The 12,229-nt window shown below is 28.9% G+C and carries 14 protein-coding genes and 2 tRNA genes; all 16 read right to left on the reverse strand.

The window, feature by feature from the left end; translation table 4 throughout:
* Position 1 precedes the first annotated feature (1 nt).
* Positions 2-319, reverse strand: a complete 318-nt coding sequence (locus tag ASO20_RS01170) for a hypothetical protein (RefSeq protein WP_085056113.1) — start codon at positions 317-319, stop codon at positions 2-4.
* A 52-nt stretch (positions 320-371) separates the two neighbouring features.
* Positions 372-578 (reverse strand): BRCT domain-containing protein, encoded by a 207-nt coding sequence (locus tag ASO20_RS03085; protein WP_198140248.1) that lies wholly within the window; start codon positions 576-578, stop codon positions 372-374.
* A 95-nt stretch (positions 579-673) separates the two neighbouring features.
* Positions 674-2,503: an NAD-dependent DNA ligase LigA gene (gene ligA / locus ASO20_RS01180; RefSeq protein WP_085056116.1), complete on the reverse strand. Its 1,830-nt coding sequence runs from the start codon at positions 2,501-2,503 to the stop codon at positions 674-676.
* Entirely contained in the window at positions 2,490-3,422 is a 933-nt protein-coding gene (locus ASO20_RS01185; protein WP_198140249.1) for a pseudouridine synthase, read from the reverse strand. Before ASO20_RS01185 ends, ligA begins: the two co-directional genes overlap by 14 nt.
* A 2-nt stretch (positions 3,423-3,424) precedes the next feature.
* Positions 3,425-4,387, reverse strand: a complete 963-nt coding sequence (locus ASO20_RS01190) for a CPBP family glutamic-type intramembrane protease (RefSeq protein WP_085056120.1) — start codon at positions 4,385-4,387, stop codon at positions 3,425-3,427.
* Complete coding sequence (gene pncA / locus ASO20_RS01195; RefSeq protein WP_085056121.1) at positions 4,381-4,986, reverse strand: bifunctional nicotinamidase/pyrazinamidase; 606 nt, start codon at positions 4,984-4,986, stop codon at positions 4,381-4,383. Before pncA ends, ASO20_RS01190 begins: the two co-directional genes overlap by 7 nt.
* A 16-nt stretch (positions 4,987-5,002) precedes the next feature.
* A tRNA-Gly gene (locus tag ASO20_RS01200) sits at positions 5,003-5,076 on the reverse strand.
* Between the two features lie 49 nt (positions 5,077-5,125).
* Positions 5,126-5,617, reverse strand: coding sequence for a PTS sugar transporter subunit IIA (locus tag ASO20_RS01205; protein ID WP_085056122.1), 492 nt, complete (start codon positions 5,615-5,617; stop codon positions 5,126-5,128).
* Between the two features lie 17 nt (positions 5,618-5,634).
* On the reverse strand, positions 5,635-6,051 hold the full coding sequence (locus tag ASO20_RS01210; RefSeq protein WP_085056124.1) for a glucose PTS transporter subunit EIIB: 417 nt from the start codon (positions 6,049-6,051) through the stop codon (positions 5,635-5,637).
* Positions 5,988-7,415 (reverse strand): PTS transporter subunit EIIC, encoded by a 1,428-nt coding sequence (locus ASO20_RS01215; RefSeq protein WP_085056125.1) that lies wholly within the window; start codon positions 7,413-7,415, stop codon positions 5,988-5,990. Before ASO20_RS01215 ends, ASO20_RS01210 begins: the two co-directional genes overlap by 64 nt.
* A 119-nt stretch (positions 7,416-7,534) precedes the next feature.
* Positions 7,535-7,786 carry a hypothetical protein gene (locus ASO20_RS01220; protein WP_085056127.1) on the reverse strand — a complete coding sequence of 84 codons (252 nt, stop codon included), beginning with the start codon at positions 7,784-7,786 and terminating at the stop codon, positions 7,535-7,537.
* On the reverse strand, positions 7,773-9,497 hold the full coding sequence (ptsP, locus tag ASO20_RS01225; protein WP_085056129.1) for a phosphoenolpyruvate--protein phosphotransferase: 1,725 nt from the start codon (positions 9,495-9,497) through the stop codon (positions 7,773-7,775). The genes ASO20_RS01220 and ptsP overlap by 14 nt, the downstream gene beginning before the upstream one ends.
* An 18-nt stretch (positions 9,498-9,515) precedes the next feature.
* A complete protein-coding gene (locus ASO20_RS01230; RefSeq protein WP_232297039.1) occupies positions 9,516-9,776 on the reverse strand; it encodes an HPr family phosphocarrier protein in 261 nt (86 codons plus the stop codon).
* Between the two features lie 67 nt (positions 9,777-9,843).
* The gene (gene cls, locus ASO20_RS01235; protein ID WP_085056132.1) at positions 9,844-11,352 is read right to left on the reverse strand and encodes a cardiolipin synthase; all 1,509 of its coding nucleotides are present in this window, start codon (positions 11,350-11,352) and stop codon (positions 9,844-9,846) included.
* Positions 11,353-11,428: 76 nt separating this feature from the next.
* Positions 11,429-11,518 (reverse strand) — tRNA-Ser (locus ASO20_RS01240).
* A 30-nt stretch (positions 11,519-11,548) separates the two neighbouring features.
* On the reverse strand, positions 11,549-12,229 hold the full coding sequence (locus tag ASO20_RS01245; RefSeq protein WP_085056134.1) for a purine-nucleoside phosphorylase: 681 nt from the start codon (positions 12,227-12,229) through the stop codon (positions 11,549-11,551).

Raw genomic sequence — 12,229 nt, forward strand, 5'->3', positions numbered from 1 at the left:
ATTATTCAATCACCTTAGGTATAATTATGTATTCTTCATCATTTCAATGTTCTGGATTATTTTTTTTATAATTTGCAACTTCTGTAAATCTTTCGTAAATATTATATCCTCCTTTTCCTAATTCATACGAGCATTCGTATGAAGAGAGTGTTTTAAATTCAGCATTAGAAAGATCTACTTTATCCATTATTTGTTTTTGATGTTCAATAAAATCGTATTCCTCGACTAATTCTTTTAATTGTTCATCATCTAATGGTAAATAAAGGGATTTTGCTAATTGTTTTAGTTTTTCTTCAAATTCTTTATTCTTTTTTTCCATAAGACGCCCTACATTCATAACTTATTTTATTTTAAAAAATAATTGATGTAAATTATTCTTTTAGAATATCTACTAATTCTTTTTTGCCTAAAATTGATATATTTAATTTTTTTGCTTTTTCTAATTTACTTCCTGGATCGGTTCCGCAAAGCAAATAATCTGTTTTAGAAGTAATAGAATTCGAAACTACAGCGCCATATTTATTTTCTAAAATTTTAATAATTTTGTCTCTAGAAACATTAAAAGTTCCTGTTATCACAATTTTTTTATTAAAATATTGTGTTTTTTCAAAAATAGAAGTTGATTCTTTCGTTGAAAGACTTAATCCGCATTTTTTTAAATTATTAATTAATTCTAAATTCTTTGGATTTTTAAAAAATAAAAAACAGAATATGCAATTTTTTCGCCAACAATATTTAAAGAATTCATGTCATCTATTGTTGCATTGATTAAATCATCAATATTTTTATATTCTTTTGCTAAAATTTTAGCAATTTTTTGCCCAACATGTCGAATGCCTAATCCTGTTAAAACTAGAACTAGATCGTTTTTTTTGGAATTCTCTATTGAATTAACTAGATTTTTTATCAGTAATGAATTTTCTAAATCAACTTCCGTGCCATCAATATTTTTAGAAAATTTTTTAATTGCTTTCAGCAAAGCTAATTGCATTTCTTTATTTTTTGCTAATTTATAAATATCTTCAATTGTTTCTATTATTTTATCCTGAATAGCATATTCAATAATTTTTTCGCCCATTCCTTGAATATCCATGGCATTTCTTGAACAAAAATGAATTAGTGAAGCCTTTATTCTAGCTGAACAATTCAAATTTGGACAGTATTGATCAACATCATCATCATATCTAATCAATTCACTGCCACAAATTGGGCATATAGTTATTTCAGAAAATTTTTTACTATTTTTTTGGCGCTTATTAAAATTAACACGTAACACTTTCGGAATTATGCCTCCAGCTTTTTTTAAAAAAACAAAATCTCCTTCGCGAATATCTAATTTTTCAACGTAGTCATAATTATGTAAAGTTGAAAAAGTTACTCGTGAACCTTCCAAAATTACACTATCTAATTTAGCATTATATGTCACTTTGCCGGTTCTGCCAATTGTTACATATATTTGTTTTAACTCCGTCTCAACCTCTTGTGCTGGAAATTTATAAGCTATTGCCCAACGTGGAAATTTGTCCGTATTCCCAAGAAAATTTTGAATTTTAAATTCATTTATTTTTATTACTATCCCATCTGCTTCAAACAACATTTCTGTAATTTCTTGATTTTTTTCTGTTAGAAATTTTTTAATATCCGTCATTGTATGTAGATGTTGATAACTTGGTTCAACATTAAAATGATTAATCTTTAGAAATTGTAAAATATCTAATTGAGAATTAAATGATAAATCGTATTTTGGTTCAATATTGTAACCAAAAAAAATTAGTTTATTAATCATAATTTTTCTTAATTCGTTAAATCTATTTTGATTTAAATTATTAGAAATTTTATTTTTATTAATATCGCGAACTAATCCAGATGTTGTGTTACGAGGATTAGCAGGGATCAACCTTTCTTTTAGATTATTTGCTAATAACTCCTTATTTAATTCAACAATTTGATTTTTATAGTTAGCAAAATTTTCTTTCGACAAGATGATTTCACCACGAATTTCGACATGTTTATCCTTTATTGAAATTGTTTGGGGGATAGTTGGGTTAGATATTAAATTCTCAGTTACATCTTCACCGTATTCTCCGTCACCTCTTGTTAAAATTTTGACAAGTTTTCCGTTTTCATAATGAATACTCAAACTTAGTCCATCTATCTTATACTCGCAAACGTAACTAAATTGTTCATTTTGATTATCAAGTTTGCGAATAATACGTTTTTCAAATTCTAATAAATCTGCAAAACTAAAAGCATTATCTAAGCTAAACATTCTTTCTAAATGCTTGATTTTTCGATGAGTTCCAAAATAACCTTTACCCACTTGTTGAGTTGGTGAATTCGGTAAAATAAACTCTGGATATTTTTTTTCTAGTACTTTCAGTTCTTCTAATTTGGCATCAAATTGTTGATCAGAAATGCTAGATTGATTTAATGAGTAGTACTCATGATTGTATTTATTTATTTCGTTAACTAATTTTTCTATTCGTTCTTTAATATTGTTCATTCAATTTCTCTTTGATTAATCTTAAATTGTTATTGAAGCAAAAGTTATTTCAAAATGCTGGTACTCTTGCAACATAAATATTTTTACTTAATTCTAATTTATCAACCAAAGTATCTGGGAAGTAAATGCGATAAGCGTGAAGGAAAATACCTGTTGGACCCTCTGCGTGACCATATCTCATATCTCCAACGACTGGAAATCCAATTGATGCTAATCCAGCACGGATTTGGTGTTTTTTTCCGGTATGAATATGAACACGTAGCAATGAAAAATTATTTTCACAAGCAACTGGTGTTATAGTTTGTGAAAAAGCTTGAGTGTTTTCGCTATGATCAGTCACGACCATTTTCTCGCCAATATTTTTTAAATAACCATCTTGACGAATTTCCTGTTTTAATTCATTTTCAACAATAACTAAGTATTCTTTTTCTAAAGTTTTTATTTCCCTGTTTAATAAAACTGCTGCATCGTGACTTTTAGCATAAACGATGCAACCCGTTGTGTCGCGATCTAGGCGATGAACGTGAGTTGGTTTAAAAGTTGATTTTTCAATTTGATTTTTAAGCATTCATTGTACCTGATTATCAAGAGAATCTTCAAATCCGTGAACACTCATACGATTTTGCTTATTAATAATCATAATATTGTCATTTTCATAAATCACATCAACATTTTTTAAAGTAGTTGGTTTAACTAATCGCTCCGTATAATAGTTATGAGATTTCAATTCGTCGATTATTTCTAGTTGGTCATTTTCTTGAAGAAAATATTTTTGATCATTAATTTTTTTTCCATTAATAGTAATTTTCCCTTTACGTATTAATTTGTAAATTAAAGATAAACTAATTGTTTTTATCTTTTTTCTTAAAAATTTGTCTAAACGCTGGTTAGCATCATTCTTTGTTATTATCAATTTCATATTTATGTTGTGTAAGTATTCACTAATACCATTATATTTCATATCGAGTGGATAGGTATAGAATATAATGTATTTCTATTCCCAAGCATATAAGCGCCAATTAATGGAATAGCTGTTCCCATATAATCAATGATATATTTAAAATCACTTGAACCAACATGCATATTCGAAAAATATAGTAAGCTACACACTGCTCCAATTGTTCAATTTCAACTTTTCTTTTCATTTCCGAAAATAGCAAAAATTCCTTCACGAGTAGCTAATTCTTCCAAAACAGGAGCAACTAAAGTCGTCAACATAACCATCGGAATTGCTCCAGCTAACGAACCTTTTAATAATTTATCGATAGTATTCTGGTTAGTGTTACCTCCGTCATTAGAACTTAATTGAGTTATTCCGATTTTTCCAAACAAAATTGTAATTATGTATGCTGAAACAAAACCGCCACCCACAATCATTAGATAATAACCTATGTTTTTGGGATTTTTAAAACCAATAATAGTTTCTTTATATTGCTTACGAATATTATCGAATAAATAAAAACCAAGTATGGCTGCTCCAATTTCTCCCAACACTTGAACTCATATACTAATAATATTCGCATCATCATTACTAAAACCTAACATTCCGATTAGCAACATTATCATAAAAATAATTGGTCCCATAAATAATGAAAAAAAAGCAAAAAAAGTATAACCCGTCTTTAAAATAATATTCCCTTGCAAGATAACTAATGCAATAAAAGATAAAGAAGTTGTAATCATTGTCAAAACCATCGTAAATAAATCACGGTCATCAGGTGAAATATGTATTGCATATGAAAAAATAATGTTCACTAAAATTGGACAAAAAATTGTTAAAAAAATAAATATAATTCGACTAATTTTATGAAAACCATAATGATTTAATTTGCTTAATGTAATATTTAAATAATCATCGTTATTATGATTTAATTGTTCTATCATACTATTTCCAATCCTTTCTCTTTCAATTCATTTAATTTTTGTTTTGATAATTCGCTAGACAAACCAGCAATTAAATTTATGTTGGTGGTTACTTTATAACCAAAGTTTATTGCATCACTTATTGTTGAACTAACACAATAATCTGTAGCTACTCCAACTATTTCTAGTGTTTTAACTTTTTTACTTTGTAAATACTTGTTCAATCCTGTTTCATGAATTTTATCATTATCTAAAAAGGCACTAAATGAGTCTACATTTGGCAACAGGCCCTTATTAATAATTTTTGACCACGGTTTATCAATTAATAAAGGAACAATATCGGCCCCGATAGTATTTTGAACACAATGAATTGGTCACATAATGTGTCTAACACCATTTATTTCAATTTCCTGAAATAATTCATCCTTTGATCTAGCAAAACAAATGTGATTTATTGGGTGTCAATCACGTGTTGCAATAATTAGTTTTCCATTATTTAGGTACTCATCGATGCGGTTGGCAATTTTATTTATAATTGATTTTGCTTTCGGAACTCCTAGTGGACTTCCATCCATAAAATCATTTTGCATATCGACAACTATTAAGGCATCTTTTATCATATAAATCCTTAAAAAATGGAGCAGGTGAAGGGAATCGAACCCTCAACTACAGCATGGCAAGCTGTTGTTTTACCACTAAACTACACCTGCAAAAGAGACTTTGACGTGTGCGCAATGTCTCTATCATTATATTAAAATATTAAATTATTTCAAATAATGGTTCAGTACCTTCTGTTGAAATTTTTTTGTCAAACAAAAAGTTAATTTTTTTACCTTCTAAACCTTCATTCATTGCAATAATTGGCGTTTGAATAGAAGTTGCTTTTTTCTTTAAAAAATTTAAATCAATTTCAGCAATTTTGTCACCTTGCTGAACTTTTTGCCCTTCGGAGACTAAAATATTGAATCCTTCTCCATTTAATTTAACTGTGTCTATTCCAATGTGAATTAAAATTTGAACTTTCCCTGCTTGAATATTAATTGCGTGTTTTGTTTCAGCGACCATTGTTACCTCACCAGTAACTGGTGCTAAAATTTCCCCAGTCGATGGTGTGAAAATAATTCCATCTCCCACCATTTTTTCTTTAAACACTTCGTCAACACATTTCGTCACCAAATCAACTGTACCTTTACCTGGTGCAAAAACTTTAACCGTTGTTGGTGTTTTTTTAAAAAAACTAAATAACCCCATTTTATTAACTCCTTCTCCTAAATACTATCATAATAACTTTGATATTTAACCTTAATTATTGATGCTAAATTACCATAAATTATTTGAATTTCATTTTTTGAACGATTAACTCCAAAAGCACTTACTTTTGACGCTCAGTTACCTTGTTCGACTTTACTTGCATCAATAACTGTAATTCTTAATCTTGATGCACAATTTGATATTGCCTTAATGTTACTTTTTCCACCTAAGCATTTTGTTAAAACTTCAAATTTTGCTTTATCATCTTCTGCTGAACTAACTTTCTTTCCGGATTTAGTTGCTTGATATTCAGCTTTAGAAGCTAATTTTGCTCCTTCAGCTCTTCCTGGTGTTGGAATGTTTTTCTTTGTTATATAAAAATAAAAACAAAATAATAAATAACAGCGTATGGAATACCAATTACAAATACTCATCAGAAACCAGTATTTAGGTTTTGACCCGGAACAACAGAGTGATTAAACATCGGTAATACTCCATAAACTAATAAATCAACTGCTCCACCTGATAATGTCATTCCAATATTTGCACCCAATAAGTTCATTAGCATAAATGAAATACCTGCCATAATCGCATGAAAACCAAAGAAAAGTACTGGTGCTAATAACAAGAAAGTATATTCAATTGGTTCTGTAATACCTAATAAAAATGATGTAGAAGCAGCAGAGATAATCATTGTTCTTGCTTCAACTCTTTTTTCTTTAGGTGCAGCCATGATCATCGCATAAGCAGCTCCTGATAAACCAAATATCATAAATGGATATTTACCTTGCATAAAACGACCCAAATTAAAATTTAGTCTTTCACCGTTATGAGTAAAATAAAAATTATCTGCTGTTCTAAATGGAAAACCTAATTGTTGAAAAGTAAATCACATTTTACTATCACCTTGTCAATTATAATTTTTGTAATCCAATCCTAATGACTGAAGGTAAGCGGCAATAGTTCCTTCATCTTTTCCATTAATTCAAATATGATCAACATTCGGATCTAATGAACCACCAGCACCAGTTCATCATAATGGTGCATAAAATACGTGATGTAGCCCAAAAGGTACTAAACATCTTTCTAATATACCAAAAATCAGCGAGTCTAATCCTCCTGGTAATTTACCAGAATTTTCACCTACTCAATTTAAACCGATTGAAAATAGTGGTCAAACCAATAAGAAAGCTATTCCGATAAGCGCACAAACCGGAATAACAATGATTCCAACAAATCTTTCTCCCGAAAAGAATTGAATTAAAATTGGTAATTGTGTTGAGTTAAAACGGTTATATAACTTAGCGACCACCCCACCAATTACCATACCCCCAAACACACTCGTTTGAACTTGTGTAATTGAACCAACAAAATTAGAGGCAATTTGATTACTTAAATCTTTATAAAAGAAAATATTATAAAGTGTATCACTAGCTCCTGGAGTTACTGGTTTAATAAAAACAGATTGAGCATAAGCAAAAGCAAAGTAACCTAAAGCTGCTGCAAACGCTGCATAAGCTTTCTCATTAGCGAAACTCATCGCTATTCCGATCGCAAAAAATAATCCCAGTGAATCAAATAAAAATTGGCCCAGATTTTGGATTTCTGTTCCAATATCTGCGCCAACAGATCCCTTAGCGACATTATTAACGATTGTAGCACCAATTCCTAGGAATAACCCAGCCAATGGCATAATCGAAACGGTAACAAATAAGCCTCGAGAAAATTTATTTAGTATTTCACGAAAAGAAAAATTGCTGTTTTTTCAAAAAACTAATTTTTGAATTTTAGTATTCATAAAATCCCCTTATCACGAATAATTTTATTTTAGCACTAAATACATTAAATAATCATAATTTTTATAGAAAAGCATTAATTTATGCAGTTTTAAAAATTAGTTGTTAAAAAATTAGTTGTTTAATGAGTTTGCAACAGAAATACTACAACAGAACCAACTACAAAATAGAAAGCCAACATAATATATAAAGTTGGTTTATTTTTTTTATAAAACCCTCAAGTAGCTTTTTCTACTTGTGAAGATAATCTTTTAGCATTTGCTGCTTGTGTGTATTTGTAAGCAAATCAAATTCCTGTCATTAAGCAAAGAATTGCTGAACCTGTATATCATCCATTAAAACTGAAATTAGCCAAAATACTATTTAATATCACTCAAGAAATCCTTTACTAATTTTTCTACTTCAGAAGCTGAATCTAAAGTAATGGCTTTTTGTGCTAATTCAACACATTTTTTGTAATTTAATTTACGAATTAATGAACGTGTTTTCAAAACTAAACTAGTTGATACTGAAAATACATCTAATCCAAGTCCTAATAAAAGCGGGATTGCTAATCTTTCTCCACCCATCGATCCACAAACGCCTGCTTCACGATTTTGAGAATGAGCACCATCAATTGTCAATTTTAATAATTTAATAATAGATGGATTTAAAGGTTGGTATAAATACGAAACTTTTTCACTCATACGGTCAGCTGCCATAGTGTATTGAACTAAATCATTTGTTCCTACAGAAAAGAAATCTGCATGTTTTGCTAAATTAGATGAGTGAATAGCTGCTGCTGGAATTTCAATCATAATACCTAGTTCAACTTTTTCATTAAATAATTGTTTTTCACTCTTCAATTCTTGCTTACATTCTTCTAATAATGCTTTAGTTCCTTTGATTTCATCAACATTAGAAACCATTGGTAACATAATACGAATGTTTCCATAATGACTTGCTCTTAATAAAGCTCTTAACTGTGTTTTAAATATTTCTTTATTGTCTAAGCAAAATCTTAAAGCACGATATCCTAAAAATGGATTTTCCTCATGAGGGAATTGAAAATAATTCAAGTGTTTATCGCCACCTATATCCAATGTTCGGATAATAACTGGTTTCCCATTCGATATTTTTGCTACATCACGATAAACTTCAAATTGTTCATCTTCAGTTGGTCAATGTGTGTTGTCCATATATAAGAATTCGGTTCTAAATAATCCAACACCCTCAGCACCATTTTCATAACCGTTTTCAGCATCTTTAAAATTACCAATATTCGCTTCAACTTTTACTTTATGACCATCTAAAGTGATTGAAGGTTCATTTATTAATTTTTTTAACTCTTCTTTATCTTTTTTAGCTTGAGCTATTTTTGTTCGGAACTCACTAATAATTTCATCACTTGGATTAATAGTGATTTCACCGATTGTCGCATTTAAGGCAATCAATTCGCCATCCTTAATTTCCAAACTTGAATTTTTAGCACCAACAATAATTGGTATATCTAAACTTTGTGCAATAATAACAACATGAGATGTTTTTGAACCAACTTCATTAATAATTCCTTTAATGTATTTAGGATCAAAAGCAACAGTATCGCTCGGAGTAGATTCGTTAGCAACTAAAACTACTTCTTCATTAATTGATGAATAGTCTTTTAATTGTTTGCCTTGTAAAACCATTAATACTTGGTTAAAAACGTCTTTAACATCTAATGCTCTCTCTTGTAAATATTTATCGTCAATAGCCATTAGTAATTCTTGATGTTTTTTAGAGATTGAATCAATTGCTTTTTCAGCATTATAATGATGTTCTAAAATTAATTCATTTAAGTCTTCTTCTAAAGTCGGATCTTCAAGAACTTGTAAGTGACCTTGTAAGATTTCTGCTTTGTCTCCTAATTTATCCCTATTTGCTTCATATTTTGCCAAAATTATTTCTGAAACTTGTTTAATTGCCTTTTCAGCACGAGCGCGTTCACCCTTAGCATCCTGTTTTGCAATTTTTTTTTCGCTAATAATAATTTCTTCGTGCTTAATAACAAAAGCCTTAGCTAATGCTAAGCCTTGATAAGCACCTATACCTGTTATTTTCTTCATTAATTCCTCAACTAATTCTTAAATTAAATTATTTTGTTTTAAAGAAGCAACGATTCCTTCTAATGCTGCTTCAGCATCATCTCCGCTAGCTTCAATTTCTACAGTTTCGCCTGATTTAACTCCTAGTGTCATAACACTTAAGATTGATTTTAAGTTAGCTCTTTTTGATTTATAAATCATTTCAATTTTTGATTTGTATTGACCTGCTGCTTTAGCTACGATTGACGCTGGTCTAATATGTAAACCGCTTGGATCGATAATTACTACTGATTTTTTCATTCTAAATTCCTCCATAATGCAATATTTTAAGAATATAAAAAAAAACGCTCGTTTCCAAATAAAAATTTTAATACAAAGGTGATAAGATGCGAATTATCCATTTTCTTAAAAAACCTAAACGGAATAATATCAACTTTTCCTCGGTAATTTGAGAAGAACTACGCAGTAGTGTCTCAAATTTTTCAGATATTTCTTGGTTAACCTTCGAACTATAAAAAAACCCTGTCAATTCAAAATTTTGATAAAAACTTCTGTTATCAAAATTTAAACTTCCTAACAGCGAAAAATCTTTATCAATTATTATTATTTTACTATGGACAAAAAGATTTTGAGTTTCATAAATTTCAATTCCATATGGAATCAAAATTTTATAAGTTTCTCTCGTTGCATCAAGTATAATTTTTTTATCTGGTAATGATGGAGTTATCAAGCGAATTTTAACACCTCTCATTGATGCATTTTGTAATGCTCTTATAATTTCATCTGGACAAATTAAATAAGGAGTGCTTATATCTATTGAGCCGATTGCATTATTTATTAGTGACAATAATACTTCCATAATAATTGAATTTTTATAAATCGGTCCTGATGGAATAAAAGCTAAATAACCAGAATTTCCTTCATCATTACTCAATTTGGCCATCGATTTTATAGGAATTTTCGAAACTGAAGTTCAATCGTATATATAAATTTTTTCTAATTGATAAACTCCGTTACCAGTTATTTTTATAAAATAATCTTCTCAATAACCAAACTTAGAAGTAATTGAGGCATATTCATTTCCGAAATTTATTCCTCCAAAAAATCCCACTTGTCCATCAATAATAATAATTTTTCGGTGATATCGATAATTTAAGGTTGTACCTAACAAAAATTTACTTTTAAGAGTAAATTCGCAAACATCAATTCCGCTTCGACGCAATTTTATTAAATTAATTTGTGAAATATCTGAGTAACTACCAATTCCATCATATATTAGATAAACTTTCACATCTTCTTTAACTTTTTTTTCTAGAATATTTAGCAAAGTATCAAAAACTAAACCATCAGAAATAATGTAAGCTGATAAAAATATTTGTTTTTTTGCTTTCTCTAAAGATTGAAAAATTTCTAAATAAGCTTCATTACCATTCTTTAAAATTTCATAATCTTTTAATAATTGAAATGGTGAATCAGTTAAAGATGTAATATATTCAAATTGTCTTTTATAATAAGTGGATAAATTCTTGTGTTCAATCAAATTATCGTTTTGTTCTCATTCTTTAGCTCGTTGTTTGGTAAAAGAAGATTTTTGTTCTAAAAATCTTTTTTGATTAATGCGATAAGCGAATTTTCGTCCAAATAGGAAATAACTAATTGCTCCAAAAATTGGTACTGCAAAAATGATAATTGTTCAAGTAATTTTTGTATCATGTCTTCTGTCGGAACTTAAGATAATAAAACTTAGAATAATATTTAGTAAGTAGACAATTATAACAATATAAAATGGTGAATTAATGTAGCTATCAATAAAATAAACTAATAACATTAAAATAGTTATAAAAAAAGTTAACAACAATGATGTTATTAAAATCATTCGAAATTTTAACAAGCAATCGCCCCTATCATCTTTTATTTTAAATTGTTTTTATTGTTTAATTAAAAATAAAAAATGGCGGAACAGGTGAGATTCGAACTCACGCGCCGTTTAACCGACCTATTTTCTTAGCAGGAAAACCTCTTAACCACTTGAGTACTGTTCCACAATAAGCAACTTTATTGCTTTTAATATATTATAGTATTTCGAACGCTAATTCAATCATGGTGTTAAGTTTTGTTTCTCGTTCTTCTTTTGAAAATTCATTTCCTTTTGAAATCAAAGAATCGCTAACAGTTAACAAAGTGACTGCATTTCTATTCAAAAAAAACGCATTTGCTTGTAATGAGAAAGATTCCATTTCCACGACATCCGCATTTTTTAAATTTCTCGTAACTCCATCTAATGTATAAAAATTTTCTGAACAAAAAATGTCAACAAATTTTAAATTGGGTTTTTTACTTTTAATACATTCCAAATATTTCTTATCTACTACTATTTCATGAAGATCGAGATTTGCAAAATCCTTAGCGTAAGAGGAATTTGACATTGTTTTTTTTCCGATAACTACATCGCCTATTTTTACATCTTTATTAATTGTTCCGCATGTCCCTATGCGAATTATTTCTTCAACATCATAAAACTTAAATAGTTCATAACTATATATACCCATGCTCGGAATTCCCATACCACTAGCAATGACAGACACTTTTTTACCATTATATGTTCCTGTATAACCTAAAATATTTCTTGTTCTATTTATGCAAACAGGATTTTCTAAATATTTTTCAGCAATATATTTTGCACGAAGTGGATCACCTGGCATGATTACTTTTTTAGCAATGTCATCTTTTGTAAAATCTAAATGAAATGTCAA

It is taken from the genome of Mycoplasma sp. (ex Biomphalaria glabrata) (assembly GCF_001484045.1).
Classification (GTDB): Bacteria; Bacillota_I; Bacilli_A; order Mycoplasmatales.